Source organism: Halomonas sp. LS-001 (genome assembly GCF_052983955.1).
Window position 1 is genome coordinate 3727967 of record NZ_CM129816.1, and the last position, 16950, is coordinate 3744916.

The following is a 16950-nucleotide window of genomic DNA, read 5'->3' on the forward strand; positions in this document are numbered from 1 at the left end:
CACTTGCTGAACAAAAGCCGTACAATAACGGGTCGCATTATTCCTGCGGCCCGTTTTTTTGTGAGCAAATCTTCATGAGGAACCTTTCATGATCAATGCCTTGACGGCTATCACCCAAGGCACGCGCTGGGTTTATCAGCCCGGCCTGCGGCGTTATATTTTCTTTCCGATTCTGGTCAACTTCATTGTCTACGCTGGCTTGATCAGCCTTGTATGGCAGCGCTTTGACGGCTGGATGGCCTATTGGATGAGCCAGGTTCCAAGCTGGCTGGAGTGGCTGTCCTGGCTGATCTGGCCAGTGTTTTTGATCAGCCTGATCGCGGTGATATTTTTTTCCTTTACGCTGGTCACTCACCTGATTGCGGCCCCTTTTTACGGTTTTCTGGCCGCCAAAGTGGAAGTCAAGGCCACCGGAAAGGAACCCATCGATGACCGCGGCCTGACCCGCACCGCAGTGGATACCCTCAAGCGTGAAATGATCAAGCTGGGATACCTTCTGCCACGGGTGGCAGTGCTGTTTGTGATCAGCTGGATACCTGTATTAAATCTTCTGGCACCGATTCTATGGGGAGTATTTTCTGCCTGGATGATGGCCATCACCTACCTGGATTATCCGATGGATAATAACAAGGTCAGCTTTGCCGACATGCGTTCGCGTCTTTCAGGGCGTTGGTGGCATAGCCTAAGTTATGGGGGGCTGGTGATGGTATTAACGCTGATACCGCTGGCTAACCTGTTCCTGCTGCCAGGCGCCGTGGCGGGGGCAGTACTGATGTGGGATGCGCATTATCGCCAACCGCGACAAGCCTCGGCTGATCGCTGAACGTCTGGTTTACGTCTCGCTGGTCACTTCTTCAGTGACCGGCACCACCAGCCTTGCCGTGGGAAAGTGGCAGGAAAACCGCGCACCTTCCCCCGGGCGCGAATCAATGGTTAGCTTGCCATCGTGACGCAGCAGTACGTGTTTGACGATCGCAAGCCCCAGCCCTGTGCCGCCCGTCGCGGTACTCCGCCCTTTATCGACCCGGTAGAAACGCTCTGTCAGGCGCGGGATATGTACCGGATCAATGCCATCCCCGTTATCTTCCACCGCAATGCAGGCCCCCTGTTCACCGAGCGTCCAGCTCAGGGCAATATCGCTGCCCGCTGGCGTGTAACGCACGGCATTAAACACCAGATTGGAAACGGCGCTGCGCAGCTCCTGTTCGCTGCCAATCAACTGCGCATCGCTTGCGATCGTGACAGAGATATCGTGCTGGCCTTTGGAGAGCGCAAGGGCATCATCTCTGACCTTTCTCAATAGCAGCGCCAGATCAATCGGGCAATGGTCATCGCCACCCTGGTCAATTTCCAGACGTGAGAGCAACAAGAGGTCATTGACCAGATTCTGCATGCGGGTGGTCTGCGCCTCCATCTGACCGATACTACGGGCGAGGCGAGGCGGCAGCTGGTCGGCCAGATCCGCATAGGTTTCCAGATAGCCCGCCAGCACGGTGAGAGGTGTACGTAACTCGTGGGACACATTGGCGACAAAATCACGGCGCATCTGCTCCAGGCGGTGAAGCCGGGTAATATCACGTGCCATGACCAACCGTTCATCATCACCATAAAGGGTGATCTGATACTGCAGAATGCGTCGCTCATCAATGGGAGACGTCAGCGTCAAGGGTTCACCATATTGCTTGGCATTGAAGTAGCTGATAAAACGCGGGTCGCGCAGGAGGTTGGTAATATGCTGGCCACGATCCTGGGCCGTCTTCAGACCCAGCATCTGGCCGGCGGCGCTGTTCCACCACTCAAGATCGCCGTGACGGTCAAGCATCACCACGCTATCACGCATGGCTTCCGAGGATTCCTGAATTCGCCCAAGGGTGGCGCGCAAACGGTTCTGGGTAATGCGCTGGCTTTTCTGGTAACGGTAAAGGCGATCAAACAGCTCGCCCCATAAGCCAGGGGCTGCTGGCGGCTCATCGTGAGGGTGGCGAGTCAGCCAGCGGTACAGAGCACGTAACTGAGTGAGATGGTAACCAAGACAGCAAGCCAGACCAAATGCCAGACCCAAGCCAGCACTGCCCGCAATGGCACCCAGAACGGTGCCCAGCGCACATAGCCAGAGTAAACGCCATACTTCACCGCTCCACAGACGCACAATTACCCCCGAGCGGAGAAGCGATAGCCCGTTCCACGCACTGTCTGGATCAAATGATGATGATCGATCAGCGCCTTGCGTAAACGGCGGATATGCACATCAACGGTGCGCTCCTCAACGTACACATTACCTCCCCAGACCTGATCCAGCAGCTGGCTACGGGTATAAGCCCGTTCCTGGTGGGTCATGAAAAACTGTAGCAGACGGTACTCGGTAGGCCCCATGTCAACCGCCTTGCCATAGGCACTGACCCGATGCCCCACCGGATCCAGAAGCAGACCGTCAATTTCAATCGGATCTTCGACGCCGCGCGGTGTGGTACGACGCAAAACCGCTTTCAGACGAGCAACAAGCTCGCGGGGCGAAAAGGGCTTGGTGATGTAATCGTCAGCCCCCGCTTCCAGCCCCTGAATCTTGTTATCTTCCTCGCCTTTCGCGGTCAGCATGATGATCGGGAGATCCGACGTGGTTTCCTCACGTTTCAGCCGCCGTGCCAACTCTATACCGCTGGTGCCGGGCATCATCCAGTCAAGCAGCAGCAGGTCCGGCTGGTGATCCACCACCATGGCATGCGCATCCTGGGCGTTGTCCGCTTCAAGCACACGATAGTCAGCCATTTCCAGCGCCACCGCGATCATTTCACGAATCGGCGCTTCATCATCGACAATCAAAACGGTCTTGGCGGTCATTCCAAAGCCTCAAGGTGTTGAACAAGACATTTCCATGACGATCACACCATGACTTGATGACATTTACGTGACAAAGCCCACATCACGGCCTGTTTTAAGCGGCTGATGGCCACAGACTCAAAGCAATACCGGCAAATATCAACAGCCCTGACCAGTGATTATTGAGAAACGCCTGAAAGCAGGCGTCGCGCTCACGGCCACGAATCAACACCTGCTGATGGACAAAGGTGGCGGCCATGGCGACGAGTCCCAGCCAGAAGAAACCTCCCAACGCTAAGCGCCAGCCTACCGCCGCCAGAAGCCCGAGTGTGGCTATCTGAAGCAGGCCAATCATCAGACGATCCGCCTGCCCGAACAGGACCGCCGTGGATTTAATGCCGATTTTCAGATCATCGTCGCGATCTACCATGGCATATTCGGTGTCATAGGCCACTGTCCACAGCAGATTAGCGCCAAACAGCAGCCAGCCTTCCAGCGGCACATAACCCAGCACGGCGCCACAGGCCATGGGAATTGCCCAGGAAAATGCCGCCCCCAATACCACCTGGGGGAAATGCGTATAGCGCTTCATGAACGGATAGATAAACGCCAGCACCACACCGCCCAACGACAGCAGAATAGTGAACAGGTTGGTGAACAGCACCAGCACAAAGGCCACTGCAACCAGGCCGACAAACAGCCATTGGGCTTCACGCTCACTGATTCGCCCATTCGCCAGCGGACGGTTTTTCGTGCGTTTCACATGACCATCGAAATGGCGGTCAGCGTAATCATTTACCACACAGCCCGCGGCGCGCATGGCGTAAACGCCAGCCACAAAAATCAATAACAGCGAACGCTCAGGCACACCTTCCGTTGCCAGCCACAGCGCCCACAACGTCGGCCACATCAACAACCAGGTGCCAATGGGCCTATCCAGGCGAGTAAGGTGAAGAAAATCCGGCACACGGGCAAACCCGCTGGGCCGCAGAAGCGAACGATCCATGCTGACTCCATCAAAAAGGCGCTAGTAAGCGTAGCCTAGCGCGAAGACGGCTCCAGTGCATCCGCCATGGAGGTCAAAAAGTATTCCTGCACCAACAGCGACAGCCCCCCATGACGGAAACACGAACGCCGCCCCCATCGACTCGAGGCCGCGACAAAGCGGGGCATCTGGCGGGTGACCTCAATCGGCCCGCGGCGTAAATCCGGCTGCTGGAACAACCAGCTGCCAAGTGAACGCTCCCCCAGGCGCTCCAGGCGCTGGCCACGCAGTTCGGCCAGCGGTGCTACCGAGCGCGCGACCACCCAGGGGGTGTCATCAAGACACAGAGCCACCTCCCGCAGCCAGGCATACCGTCTTGGCGGCAGGCTGAGTGCCGCAGCTTCATCCACATAGGGGAAGCCAATGCCCTGGTGCAGCAAGCGCACACTGAAGCGCCGCGGGTCGCCAGCGGCAATCAACCGCGCCGTCAGCGAATCCGTTGACGCGACCCAGGACCACCAGAAGGGTGTCATGGCAGGGAGCGCCGCCCGCGCGGGAATCCAGCAGGAAGGTTGCTGTTCCAGGTGCCGGTGACCTGGCAGATGCGTCATTGACGCCGATGGCAAACGAGGGTCTTTCACGAGCGTTGCGTTCAAGGCTCCGTCCTTTCAGACACACATTTCATGAGGTTATCAATCGCATTGATAGGCCCCACCTTAAATTCGCTAGTGTAACATGACGCTGTATACGACCTGTGGGCTCGATAGCGCCAGAGTGAATCCCCTTCAGAAGGAAACATCATGTCTACCCCCTACGCCGATTTAGTTATTGTAGGCACCGGTATGGCGGGCATTGGCCTTGCCCGAGCCTTACGCCGCACAGGCGATACGCGATCAATCACCCTGATCAGCAGCGATCGCGGTGACGAATACACAAAACCGTTGCTCTCAACCGGCTTTGCCAAAAAACTGGCTCCCGACCAGCTCGCTCAGCGTGATGCCAATGCCCTGGCAGAAGCGCTGAATGCCGAAGTGCTGGCGGGCGCCCACGTCACCGCCATTGACCCCGAAGCCCACCAGCTGCAGCTGACAATGGGTGATAACATTTCCAGTCACTACCGCTACCAGACCCTGGTGCTGGCGACCGGCGCTGCGCCTCGTATTCCGTTTGACGTACCAGACACCTGCGCTTCGCGCTGCGTGACCATCAATGATCTCGACGATTACCGCCGCTTCCATGCGACACTTGGCACAACGCCATCGCGTATCGCGATTATTGGGGCAGGCCTGGTGGGCTGTGAGTTTGCCAACGACCTTCACGCTGGCGGCCACTCGGTCACCCTGATGGCGCCGGAAAACACCCTCTTGCCACGCCTGCTGCCTGAGACCCTGGGGGCAGCGCTGGCGGATGCCTTCCACACAGCGGGCATTGAGCTGGCACTGGGGCAAAGGCTTCAGTCGATCACCTGCGCTGACACGCAAACCGTGCGCCTTTCTCTGGCACCCGCAATGTCCGACAGCAAAACCGTACCCGGCTCAATCGAGGCTGATGTTGTTTTGCTGGCCACGGGCCTGGTACCGCGCACCAAGCTTGCCGAAACAGCAGGCCTGAGCGTTTCAGCCAGCGGTATTACGGTTGACCGAACCCTGCAAACCACCCATCCCGACATTTACGCACTGGGTGATGTCGCCTGCATTGAAGGCGTTAACGCCATGTATGTACAACCCTTGCAGGCCAGCGCCCAGGCCCTCGCCAACACCCTGAGCGGCACGCCCACCTCTGTCAGTTTCGGTGCCTGGCCAGTGGTGGTCAAAACCCCCTTGCTACCGGTAGTGGCTTACCCGCCGCAAGCAACGCCTGCTCACTGGAAAATCGACGCAGACGGCCATAACATCACCGCATTGGCGGAAGATGAGCGCGGCAACCTGGTGGGTTTTGCGTTGACAGGAAGCTGTGTGCGTCAGAAAGTGGCGCTTTCCAGAGCGGCGCCCGCGCTGCTAGGCTAGCGTTGATAAAATGTTGAGGTCCACAGAAACACAATATGACACTTGACCGCTGTTTTTCGCGGCCAAATTCAACTACCGTTTAACGTGTCTTTTTAACGACTTTATTGGAGATAAATAATGCGCAAGCCCGAACTCGCCGCTGCGATTGCCCAGAATGCCGACATGTCAAAAGAAAAAGCAGGCCAGGTTCTGAACATCATGCTGGATGAAATCACCAACAGCGTTGCCAAAGGTGAAGATGTTGCCCTGATCGGCTTTGGCACCTTTACCGTACGCGAACGTGCCGCGCGTACCGGCAAAAACCCGCAGACCGGTGCCCCTCTGCAGATTCCTGCCAGCAAAAATGTGGCGTTCAAGCCAGGCAAAGCGCTCAAGGATGCCGTTTCCTGATGAAACTCAAACTGGTGCTATGGCTATTGAGCGTGCTGCTGAAACGCGCCTTGCGTCGCAAGCCCCGTTTTCGCGAAAAGCTTGAACACATGCGCCGGTTAGACTGGGGGGTAGCAACCGAAGATCTCAGCATTTCACGTTACTACCGCATGTCGCCAGATGGCATCACCTCCGGTACGGGTCTACCTGTCGACCTGGATCTGGAACTGCGCTTTGAAGATGCAGAAACGGCTCTGGCAGTTTTAAAAAAGCCGACTCAGCAAGCATTTCTGGATGGCATGATGAACGATAAGGTGCGTCTTGTGGGTGATTCTGCCGATATGACCAAGCTGCAATCGTTACTCAAACACCTGTAAGTTTTTATTCCAGCCGTTCGCGTTTTGAACAAACCCGCCGCGCCGCCGCAATGTCGGCGGCGTGGCGATTGGCTCCCGTCCCCTCTATACTGTACTCCTTTCGTTTAAAACGATGCGGGTTTGTGGCCACGTAGATGTTTGGCAACACCAACATCCTGATTATGGAGTGCATCATAGCGTCCCATGCGAATTTCCCTGTCATTGCGCCGCCTTTGGACACTGGATAAGTTTGCTTACAGCCTGAGGGTCTTTGTCGCCTTCAGCGGGGCGCTCGTCCTGATGTCGGTATGGGGCGATATCAGTCTGGTTATCCCGCTGTTTTTGGGCATTATTGCCAGCGCCCTCGCCGAAACCGATGACAGCTGGCAAGGACGGCTACTCGCCCTGGCCGTCACCTTGGCCTGCTTTGCGCTTGTCTCATGGATTATCCGCTGGATCTTCCCCTGGCCATGGCTGATGGCACTTTGGCTTGCAGGCGCGACGTTCGGCCTGATCATGCTGGGAGCCATTGGCCAGCGTTACGCCACGATAGCCTCTGCAACGCTGATTCTGTCGCTCTACTCAATGATCAACATTGAACAGCACGGCGGCGTGGATGATGACGTTACCCTGCGCCAGATGCTGTTGTTGGCAGGTGCCGCCTGGTACGGGCTGATTTCGGTGGTCTGGTGCGCGCTGTTTTCCCGCCAGCCCGTCAAAATCAGCATGGCGCGATTATACAAGGCTCTCGGCAAGTATCTGATGCTCAAGTCTGCCTTGTTCGAGCCCGTGCGCGGTGTGGATATTGAAGCACGCCGCATGGCCCTGGCACGCCAGAACGGCGTGGTAGTTGACGCCCTGAACCAGGCCAAGGAAATGCTGTTAAGACGGATGGAAAGCCAGCGCGGCAGCCGTAAACTGAACCGATACCTGCAAATCTATTTTATTGCCCAGGACATCCACGAACGGGCCAGTTCGACTCATTACCCTTATAGCGCCCTGACAGAAACCTTTTTCCATCACGACGTATTGTTTCGCTGCCAGCGACTTCTTGACCAGCAGGGGCTTGCCTGTCGGCAACTGGCCAAGTCATTACTGCTTAACCGGGCGTTTGACCATCGCCAAAGCGAAGAAGCCCTGGCGGACCTACGCGCATCCATCGATAACCTGCGCGACCGCGACAAACCCGAATGGCGGGCGTTGATGCAGCCACTCAATGCCCTGGCCGATAATCTCACCGTACTCGAAAAGCAGATTGCCAGCGCCCACAACCCGGATGCCAACCAGCCGCGCCAGGACACTAGCCTGCTTGATCGCTCCCCAGGTAGCCTGGGAGACGCCTGGCAACGCATCCGCTTGAACCTGACCCTGGGCTCGCCAACCTTTCGCCATGCGATACGTCTGGCGATCGCCCTGGTCAGTGGTTATATGCTGCTGCAGTGGCTGGACCCAGAACAGGGCTTCTGGATTTTATTGACCACGCTGTTTGTCTGCCGCCCCAACTTTGCCACCACGCAGCGCTTTGTGTTCAAACGCATTATCGGCACCGTGCTGGGGCTGATTGTCGGCTGGGCACTGATCAGCCTGTTCCCTCAGCCTGTCATCCAGAGCATGGTCGCGGTAGGTGCTGGGGTGGCGTTTTTCGCCACGCGTGAACGGCATTATCTGGTGGCCACCGCTTCCATCACCTTACTGGTGCTCTGCGGGTTCAATCAGGTCGGTGACGGCTTCGACCTGATCTGGCCACGCCTTTTCGATACGCTGCTTGGCGCCTTCATTGCCGCCTTGGCGATCTTTTTCATCTTTCCCGACTGGCAAGGGCGTAAGCTCTACCGCACCGCCGCTAAGGTCATGCTCAGCCATCGTCGTTATCTGGATGAAATCATCCAACAATATGCCACTGGCAAACAGGATGACCTGACCTATCGGCTGGCCCGGCGCAACGCACATAACAGCGATGCGGCCTACTCCACTCAGGTCAACAATATGCTGCATGAACCCGGCTACTACCGACGTCAGGACGCGGATAGCGGGCTGCGTTTTCTATTATTATCGAACATCCTGCTTAGCCATTTATCTGCGCTCGGCGCTCACCGCCACCAACTGGAAAAGGGCGAGGATGATACCGCCTTGATCCCCGTGGCCAAGCGCATCAGTACACTGATGGGCTATATTGCCGAACAGCTGGAACAGGGACAGCCTTGCAGCGCGATTGATGATGATATCGCAAGGCTGCTGGATCATTTAGAAGACGAAAACGACCCGGCTGACACGACCAATCACGACATGACACGTAACAACACTACCGGCAACGTCTACCGGCCGATGCAAAGCCAGCTCCGGCTGATTGCCTCGCAACTGCCGCCACTGGCGGATGCGGCCAACCGACTGACCACCGCCAGGTCGTCCAATACCAGCGACTGAGCCACTATATCTGGACAACGGGCTGTTACACCTGGCCGTAACGTCCCGCCGCTTCGCCTAGCCAGCGGCGTACCAGCACCGCGGTGATCTGTGGCTCCTGCTGGAGCGTGCGCGCCAGGGCGCTGACCCGGTCAAGCAGATCACCATCGCGCTCCAGGTCAGCGACTTTCATCTGTGCCAACCCCGTCTGACGCGTGCCCAGCACTTCACCTGGCCCGCGAATCTGCAGGTCTTTCTCGGCAATCCGAAAGCCATCATTGGTATCGCGCATCACCCCCAATCGTTCGCGGGCACTTTTCGATAACGGCGAATGGTAAAGCAAGACACAAAAGCTTTCGGTATTGCCACGGCCCACTCGGCCACGTAGCTGATGTAGCTGGGAAAGCCCCAGGCGTTCGGGGTTTTCAATGATCATCAGGCTGGCATTGGGCACATCAACGCCTACTTCGATCACTGTGGTCGCGACCAGCAGATCCAATTCCCCCTGCTTGAAAGCCGCCATGACCTCGGCCTTTTCGGCAGCTTTCATGCGCCCGTGCACTAACCCGACGGCCAGCTCCGGCAGCGCCTCGGTCAACTCGTCACGGGTAACTTCCGCCGCCTGGCATTGCAACACTTCCGATTCTTCAATCAGGGTGCATACCCAGTAGGCCTGACGGCCATCGCCACAGGCGGTGCGGATACGCGTTACAACTTCGGGGCGGCGCTCGTCAGAGACCACGACCGTCTTGACCGGCGTTCGCCCCGGCGGCAGCTCGTCAATGACGGACACATCCAGGTCGGCGTAAGCGCTCATCGCCAGGGTGCGTGGAATGGGCGTGGCCGTCATGATCAGCTGGTGCGGCGTCAATCCTCCGCCCGCTTCGCCTTTTTCACGCAGCGCCAGGCGCTGATGAACGCCAAAGCGGTGTTGTTCGTCAATAATCGCCAGCCCCAGGCGCTGAAAGTGCACATCGTCCTGAAACAGGGCGTGGGTGCCCACCACCATACGGGCTCGCCCATCCGCAATGGCAGCCTTGGTATCCAGCCGCGCCTTGCCTTTGAGCTTGCCGGACAGCCAGGCCACCTCAATACCCAGGGGCTCGAACCACGCCTTAAAGGCTTGATAGTGCTGCTCAGCGAGCAGCTCGGTGGGGGCCATCATGGCTGCCTGGCACTCACCGGAAAGCGCAGAGAGCGCCGCCATGGCGGCTACGACAGTCTTGCCGGAGCCAACATCGCCCTGCACCAGGCGCAACATAGGGGCTGAACGCGCCAGATCCAGGCCGATTTCTTCAATCACCCGGCCTTGCGCCCCAGTCAGCGCAAAAGGTAACTGAGCCAAAAAGCGCATCTGCAGATTGCGTCCGGTGGGTAGCGCCGGGGCACCATCCGCCTGAATACGCAAACGTACTTCACGCAGGCTGAGCTGATGAGCCAGCAGTTCTTCCAGCGCCAGTCGACGCGTGGCGGGATGCTGGCCCATTGCCAGCTGTTCCAGGTTGATATCCGGTGGAGGTTGATGCAATAAGTGCAGGCTGGCATGCAGGCCCGGCAGATTGAAGCGTGCCAGTAGCGACTCAGGAATCACATCCGGCAAGGCCTCAGGCGTGCTATCCAGCTGACTCAACGCCTGCTGGGTCAGGGCACGCAAGCGAGCCTGATTCAGCCCTTCCGTGGTGGGATAAATCGGGGTGAAATACTCTTCAACCGGCGCGGCCCCCGCGCTGGTCAGACGGTATTCCGGGTGATAGATTTCCAGCCCTGTCGCCCCGGCGCGCGCCTCGCCAAACGCACGCACCGTGACGCCTGGGTGGAGTTGCTGCTGCTGGGCAGGCGCAAAATGGAAAAAACGCAGGCTGAGAATGCCGCTGCCATCGCGCAGGCGGATAAGCAGGCTACGCCGTCGCCCTTTCACCACATCACTGGCGGTTACTTCCCCCTCGATGACGGCTTCCTGCCCCGCACGCAGACTGCCAATTGGCGTTAAGCGTGTGCGATCCTGATAGCGCAAGGGAAGGTGGAACAAAAGATCACTGACCCGCTCAATACCCAGCCGCGAAAGCTTCAGCGCCAGCGCCTCGCCAACCCCCTTGAGCGCCGTCACCGGGGCTTGTAGCGCATTCATGAGACGATCTCTTTACCCGTATCACCCGTGGTACCAGGCTCACCCACGGTGCCGGGCTCACCCACGGTACCAGGCTTACATAGAGGTTTACGGCATTGCGCAATGGCATTGATCAAAGCATCAATCGCTTTCGGGCGCGGGAAGCTTGCTCGCCAGGCAATGGCGACGGTTCGGGCGGGCGCGGGTGGCGCAAAGGGACGGCTAACCAGTAATTTATGTTCGTAGGCGTCCGTTCCCAGGGCGGATTGTGGCAATACGGTGATGCCCAGCCGGGAAGCCACCATATGGCGGATGGTTTCCAGCGACCCGCCTTCTGCAATCAGAGTATTATTCGGGTTATTCAGCTGATGCGTAATCGCCGGGCAGGCTTCCAGAATCTGGTCGCGAAAACAGTGCCCTTCACCCAGCAGCAAAAGCCGCTCACCGAGCAGGTCTTCTTTCTCGATTGTCTGACGCTCAACCCAGGGATGGCTGGCTGGCATCAGCACCTCAAAATGTTCTTCATAGATGGCTCGCGTCACGACATCCGTTTCATTGAACGGCAGCGCCACGATAATCACATCCAGTTCACCGCTACGCAGCTTGGCACGCAAGGTACCGGTTAACCCTTCCTCAATGTACAGCGGCATTTGCGGCACGGCCTCGGCCAGCGCAGGCACCAGGTGAGGAAACAGATAAGGCCCGATGGTATAAATCGCCCCGATTCGCAACGGGTTGGCGAGCTGGTCTTTCCCGGCACTGGCCATCGAAAAAATCTGACCGCTCTGTTCCAACACCCGCTGCGCCTGGGCAACGATTTTTTCGCCTAGCGGAGTGACTTGAACCGTCGACTTGGAGCGCTCGAACAGTGCGACTTCTAGCTCTTCTTCCAGCTTTTTGACCGCCACTGACAGCGTTGGCTGAGATACATGACAGCGCTCGGCAGCACGACCAAAATGTCGTTCCTGAGCAAGGGTTACGATATAACGCAGTTCTGTTAGAGTCATAGCGGCGCCGTGGCATCCTCTCGTGGCAGTCACTGGTGTGTCGTCGTCACCCGCGCGACAACGTCTATTACTGGCCGACCGGCCAACGCCCGCCAACCTTCGTATCATTCTAATGGAGGGAAGCGGTCGCTAATAGGGATACTTTATCGCAGGAGTGAGCAAGATGGGATTACGCGTACTGATTATCGGCTGTGGAGACATCGGCATCGCCCTTGGGCGTGAACTGCTCGCCGAAGGCCATCATGTCATCGGCGCGCGCCGCCGAACAGAGGCCTTACAGGGCAGCGGCATTGAGCCGTTGGCACTTGACCTGAACACTCTCACCGGCAGCGCCGAAGCCCTTCCTCAGGCAGATTACGTCATCTATACGGTCAGTGCGGACCGTTTTGAGGAGAGTGCTTACCGCAGTGCCTATCCCGATGGTCTAAAAGCCGTTCTCAACGTTCTTGAACAGCACAAGACGCCCCCTAAACGGGTCTTCTTTGTGTCCTCAACCAGCGTCCATGGGCAGCAGGAAGGCGAAGTCGTCAACGAGCAAAGCCCCACGGATTCGACCAGTTTCTCCGGAATATTGATGCATGAAGCCGAACAGGCGTTGCTTGATCACACACTGCCCGGCACGGTTTTACGTTTTTCAGGCATTTACGGACCTGGACGGGACCGTTTGATTCGCCAGGTTGCGGAGGGCCGCGTCGCCGCGATCACACCGATGATGTACTCCAACCGCATTCACCGCGACGACTGCGCGGGCATACTGAAACATCTGATCGAATGTGACGCGCAAGGTCAGCCGGTCGAGGAGGTCTATCTCGGCAGCGACTGTGAACCTGCAACCCTGCATAACGTAATGATGTGGTTAGCGGAACAGTTAAAGGTCGAAGCCACGGAAACCATGCAGTCGCCTTTGCGTCGCCGGACCAGCAAGCGTTGTGACAATACACGCCTGCTGGCCAGCGGCTACACCTTCCGTTACCCAAGCTATCGCGAAGGCTATCAGCAAGTGTTGAAAGAAGGTGGCTTTCTGGACGCGACTCAGCCAGCGCCTTGATCAGCGTGCTCAGTCGCCAACGATCATCACGGCTTCAGCTTCTACCTGGGCACCCTTGGGCAGCGCCTTGACACCGACCGCTGCGCGGGCCGGATAAGGGGCAGTGAAGTACTCTTCCATCACCTGGTTGACGATGGCGAAGTTGCCAAGATCAACCAGATAAAGGTTCAGCTTGACGATATCCTGTAGCGAACCCGCCGCTTCTTCACAGACGGCCTGCAGGTTAGTAAATACCTGGCGTGCCTGCGCTTCAAAGTCGTCAGAAACAATTTCCATGGTTTCCGGATTTAACGGAATCTGGCCGGACATATACACGGTGTTGCCCGCTTTTACGGCCTGAGAGTAGGGGCCAATCGCGGCGGGCGCTTTTTCGGTATTAATAACGGCTTTATTGCTCATATTGAGCACTCCTTAAAGGATTTTGAGGGATTTAATAAAACAGGAAAAAAGACTTACTTGCCCAAGCGGGTAATTTTGCTCACGTTGGGGAGATTGCGAAGACGTTTGATGATGCTTGCCAGGTGAACACGCCCCTTTACCGCCAGCGTCAGATTCACCGTAGAGAGGCGGGCATCGCGTTCTTCAATGTCAATACGCTCGATATTGGCGCCCGCGTCAGTGACCAGCCCGGCCAGTTCTGCGACCAGACCGCGACGACTTTCGATTTCAAGGCGCAGCGCAACCGGAAAATCTTCTTCAATGCTTGTGGACCATTCAAGGCTGAACAATTTATCCGGGTCATGCTTATCAATGATGTTCCTGCACTCGGCGCGATGCACGACCAGCCCTTTGCCCATGGAAAGATGACCGATAATCGCATCACCCGGCAACGGGTGACAACAGCGGGCAAAGCTGGTCACCATGCCTTCACTGCCGTTGATGATCACCGGTTCGCCATTCAACGCCTGATGAGCGGGAAGGCTCTCGCCTTCGGCAAGGTCCACGCATCGCCGTGCCACGGCATGGCCTACCCGCTCTCCTAACCCGATAGACTCAAGCAACGTATCCTGGTCGCGAACATCCAGCTCCTTCAACACGCGCTCAATCACGCCGTCATCCAGCTCTTCCAGACTCAGTTCGAAGACAGATAATGATTTATTCAGTAAGCGCCGCCCAAGCTGGATGGCTTCCGTTTGCTGCTGATGCTTGAGCGCATGGCGGATAGCAGAGCGCGCCTTGGCCGTCGTGACAAAATTCATCCAGGCGGCATTTGGGCGTGCAGCGGGTGCCGTAATGATTTCAAGTGTCTGACCACTTTCCAGTCGAGTCGAGAGCGGCGCCAGCTTACGGTCAATCCGACAGGCAATGCAGTGGTTACCAATATCGGTGTGTACAAAATAGGCAAAATCAATCACGGTTGCGCCCTGTGGCAACTCCATGATGTCGCCTTTTGGCGTGAACACATAGATATCGTCAGGGAAAAGATCGTTTTTGACATGCTCGATGAATTCAAGTGAATCCCCTGCATGGCGCTGCATTTCCAATAGCCCCTTCACCCAGGCGCGAGCGCGGGCGCGGCTCCCCTCGGCAATCGGATGCGCCGTTTGGCCAGCTTTGTAAAGCCAGTGCGCGGCAATGCCGTTATTCGCCATGGCTTCCATTTCCCGAGTACGAATCTGCACTTCAATAGGCATACCTCGGGGGCCAAACAGCGTGGTGTGCAAACTCTGGTAGCCATTTGCCTTGGGAATCGCAATATAATCTTTAAAGCGCCCCGGGACAGGTTTGTAGAGATTGTGTACGACACCCAGTATGCGATAACAGGTGGCCACGTCCTCAGTCACAATCCGGAACCCAAACACATCCATGATTTCTGCGAAGGGTTTGCGCTGATCGCGCATTTTGCGATAGATCGACAATAAATGTTTTTGTCGCCCCATCACGGTACTGTTTAGCGTTTCATCATCCAGGCTTTGCTGCAAGGCTGCCTGAATCTCCCGCATGGCACTCCGGCGATGTCCGCGAGCATTGGAGACGGCCTGCTTGATACGCTCGGCGCGCATCGGGTAGATCGCCTGAAAAGACAGGTCTTCCAGCTCCACGCGAATGGTATTAATGCCCAGACGCCCCGCAATACGGGCATAGATTTCCAACGTTTCACGCGCAATACGACGCTTTTTATCAGGTCTCAGTGCACCCAGGGTGCGCATGTTATGCAGGCGATCCGCCAGTTTGACGATAATCACGCGGATATCCCGCGACATCGCCAACACCATTTTCTGGAAGTTTTCCGCCTGGGCAACGGCTTTATCTTCGAAGGTAATCTGGGTCAGTTTGGAAACACCGTCTACCAGCTCGGCAACCGGTGTACCAAATTGAGCTTCCAGCGCAGGCTTATCAACACCGGTATCTTCAATTACATCATGCAGCATGGCAGCCATCAGGCTTTGATGGTCCATGTGCATGTTAGCCAGGATATTGGCGACCGCTAGCGGGTGGGTAACATAGGCTTCGCCTGAACGGCGACGCTGGCCGTCGTGGGCTTGCTCAGCGTAATAGAAGGCGCGTTTAACCTGCTGAATTTCGTCTGAGGGTAAATAGCCCCCAAGGCGGTCCGCCAGGTCATCAATCGTAAACATGCAACGCGCCTCACATCGCTATCAGTCGTCAGTAGAAACGCTGGTGTCAACGGCCTGGCGTCGTGGCGCTGCCTCGACAGGCTCATCCAATACGCTGTGATCCACCAGGCCGGCAGCAATTTCGCGCAGCGCTAATACGGTGGGTTTGTCGTTTTCCCAAGGGAGATGGGCTTCACGAGAACCACGTGCTAGCTGACGGGCTCGCTGGGTAGAAATCATCACCAGTTTGAAGCGGTTTTCAACGTGATCCAGACAATCTTCAACAGTCACTCGTGCCATAAATAAAGCGCCTTCCTGTAATAACGGCGGCGAGTCAGCCAGCGTAATATCGCGTCGATATCAGCGCTAACCAACCCAAATAGAATAAAAAGATATCCAGAACCCGATAGATTACTCGACGCCGGGTTGCTGTGACAAGAGCGCGGCCAACAATGGTGCGTGCCGATCACGCATTGAGGCCAGTGTCAGGCGTCGGCTGATCACCAATGACTTCAACTCCTCCAGGGCCGTCGTAAAGTCATCATTGACGACCAGGTAGTTATATTCGTCGTAATGCGACATTTCGCTCACGGCATCACGCATGCGTCGAGCAATCACGGCATGTTCGTCCGTGCCCCGACTGGCCAGACGCCGCTCCAGCTCATAGCGGGAAGGTGGCATGATGAAAATGGAAACAGCTTCACTGGCTTGTTCGCGAACCTGACGCGCGCCCTGCCAGTCAATTTCCAGAATCACATCCTGACCGGCATCCAGCAGCACCTGAACCGATTGGCGGGATGTCCCATAGTAATGATCAAACACACGGGCATACTCGAAAAAATCGCCCTGTTGAATCATGGCTTCAAAGTTGTCCACGTCCGTAAAGTGGTAGTTCACACCATCCACTTCGCCTTCGCGCCGGGCACGGGTGGTATGTGAAACAGAAACCTGAATGCCATCAAGACTTTCGATCAGTTCGCGCACCAGGCTGGTTTTGCCGGCACCCGATGGGGCAGAAATAACAAAAAGCGTACCTTGGGACATGAAGCGCTTTCCTATTGGCGAAGGAACATAAAGCGGCCGACATGCACAGCAAAACAATGATCCACGCTGCTGCACTATTAAAGGGCATATTGTCTCATACCCACGCGCCCGACTGTAGCACAGGGAGAAGGAGAAACCATGTAACAACGGGCACGATCACCAAGCCAGCAAATACCGTTTGCGTTGCGCAGCGCGCGCATCTGCGCAACCCGCATCCCGGTCAGAGTCCGATCAGAAAAATTGCTTAGAT

16 protein-coding genes are annotated in these 16950 nt (G+C 56.8%); 6 read left to right on the top strand and 10 right to left on the bottom strand.

Annotated features, from left to right (window positions below; translation table 11 throughout):
* Positions 1–88: 88 nt before the first annotated feature.
* Complete coding sequence (cysZ, locus tag ACU6TU_RS16575; RefSeq protein WP_447142469.1) at positions 89–823, top strand: sulfate transporter CysZ; 735 nt, start codon at positions 89–91, stop codon at positions 821–823.
* A gap of 9 nt (positions 824–832) precedes the next feature.
* On the opposite strand, the gene phoR is transcribed toward cysZ, so the two are convergent.
* The 4 genes from phoR to ACU6TU_RS16595 form a co-directional block, all read right to left on the bottom strand.
* Positions 833–2149, bottom strand: coding sequence for a phosphate regulon sensor histidine kinase PhoR (phoR, locus tag ACU6TU_RS16580; RefSeq protein ID WP_447142470.1), 1317 nt, complete (start codon positions 2147–2149; stop codon positions 833–835).
* Between the two features lie 2 nt (positions 2150–2151).
* Positions 2152–2838 (bottom strand): phosphate regulon transcriptional regulator PhoB, encoded by a 687-nt coding sequence (gene phoB, locus ACU6TU_RS16585; RefSeq protein ID WP_447142471.1) that lies wholly within the window; start codon positions 2836–2838, stop codon positions 2152–2154.
* 94 nt (positions 2839–2932) lie between these two features.
* A complete protein-coding gene (ubiA, locus tag ACU6TU_RS16590) occupies positions 2933–3823 on the bottom strand; it encodes a 4-hydroxybenzoate octaprenyltransferase (RefSeq protein WP_447142472.1) in 891 nt (296 codons plus the stop codon).
* 35 nt (positions 3824–3858) lie between these two features.
* Positions 3859–4413 carry a chorismate--pyruvate lyase family protein gene (locus tag ACU6TU_RS16595; RefSeq protein WP_447144284.1) on the bottom strand — a complete coding sequence of 185 codons (555 nt, stop codon included), beginning with the start codon at positions 4411–4413 and terminating at the stop codon, positions 3859–3861.
* A 189-nt stretch (positions 4414–4602) separates the two neighbouring features.
* Here ACU6TU_RS16595 and ACU6TU_RS16600 point away from each other — a divergent pair, with 189 nt between their 5' ends.
* From ACU6TU_RS16600 to yccS, 4 genes are all read left to right on the top strand, one after another.
* On the top strand, positions 4603–5808 hold the full coding sequence (locus ACU6TU_RS16600) for an NAD(P)/FAD-dependent oxidoreductase (RefSeq protein ID WP_447142473.1): 1206 nt from the start codon (positions 4603–4605) through the stop codon (positions 5806–5808).
* A gap of 117 nt (positions 5809–5925) precedes the next feature.
* Positions 5926–6198, top strand: coding sequence for an HU family DNA-binding protein (locus ACU6TU_RS16605; protein WP_447142474.1), 273 nt, complete (start codon positions 5926–5928; stop codon positions 6196–6198).
* Positions 6198–6554: a hypothetical protein gene (locus ACU6TU_RS16610; RefSeq protein WP_447142475.1), complete on the top strand. Its 357-nt coding sequence runs from the start codon at positions 6198–6200 to the stop codon at positions 6552–6554. Before ACU6TU_RS16605 ends, ACU6TU_RS16610 begins: the two co-directional genes overlap by 1 nt.
* Before the next feature lie 183 nt (positions 6555–6737).
* The gene (yccS, locus tag ACU6TU_RS16615; RefSeq protein ID WP_447142476.1) at positions 6738–8957 is read left to right on the top strand and encodes a YccS family putative transporter; all 2220 of its coding nucleotides are present in this window, start codon (positions 6738–6740) and stop codon (positions 8955–8957) included.
* A gap of 25 nt (positions 8958–8982) precedes the next feature.
* Here yccS and recG read toward each other — a convergent pair whose 3' ends face one another.
* Both recG and ACU6TU_RS16625 read right to left on the bottom strand, forming a co-directional pair.
* A complete protein-coding gene (gene recG, locus ACU6TU_RS16620; protein ID WP_447142477.1) occupies positions 8983–11064 on the bottom strand; it encodes an ATP-dependent DNA helicase RecG in 2082 nt (693 codons plus the stop codon).
* Positions 11061–12050 carry a LysR substrate-binding domain-containing protein gene (locus ACU6TU_RS16625; RefSeq protein ID WP_447142478.1) on the bottom strand — a complete coding sequence of 330 codons (990 nt, stop codon included), beginning with the start codon at positions 12048–12050 and terminating at the stop codon, positions 11061–11063. Before ACU6TU_RS16625 ends, recG begins: the two co-directional genes overlap by 4 nt.
* 163 nt (positions 12051–12213) lie before the next feature.
* On the opposite strand from ACU6TU_RS16625, the gene ACU6TU_RS16630 reads away from it, so the two are divergent.
* Positions 12214–13098, top strand: coding sequence for an SDR family oxidoreductase (locus ACU6TU_RS16630; protein ID WP_447142479.1), 885 nt, complete (start codon positions 12214–12216; stop codon positions 13096–13098).
* A 9-nt stretch (positions 13099–13107) separates the two neighbouring features.
* On the opposite strand, the gene ACU6TU_RS16635 is transcribed toward ACU6TU_RS16630, so the two are convergent.
* The 4 genes from ACU6TU_RS16635 to gmk form a co-directional block, all read right to left on the bottom strand.
* Positions 13108–13497 carry a RidA family protein gene (locus ACU6TU_RS16635; RefSeq protein ID WP_447142480.1) on the bottom strand — a complete coding sequence of 130 codons (390 nt, stop codon included), beginning with the start codon at positions 13495–13497 and terminating at the stop codon, positions 13108–13110.
* 53 nt (positions 13498–13550) lie between these two features.
* Positions 13551–15677 (bottom strand): RelA/SpoT family protein, encoded by a 2127-nt coding sequence (locus tag ACU6TU_RS16640; protein WP_447142481.1) that lies wholly within the window; start codon positions 15675–15677, stop codon positions 13551–13553.
* 21 nt (positions 15678–15698) lie between these two features.
* Positions 15699–15956, bottom strand: a complete 258-nt coding sequence (gene rpoZ / locus ACU6TU_RS16645; protein ID WP_447142482.1) for a DNA-directed RNA polymerase subunit omega — start codon at positions 15954–15956, stop codon at positions 15699–15701.
* A 111-nt stretch (positions 15957–16067) separates the two neighbouring features.
* Complete coding sequence (gene gmk, locus ACU6TU_RS16650) at positions 16068–16700, bottom strand: guanylate kinase (protein ID WP_447142483.1); 633 nt, start codon at positions 16698–16700, stop codon at positions 16068–16070.
* Positions 16701–16950 lie beyond the last annotated feature (250 nt).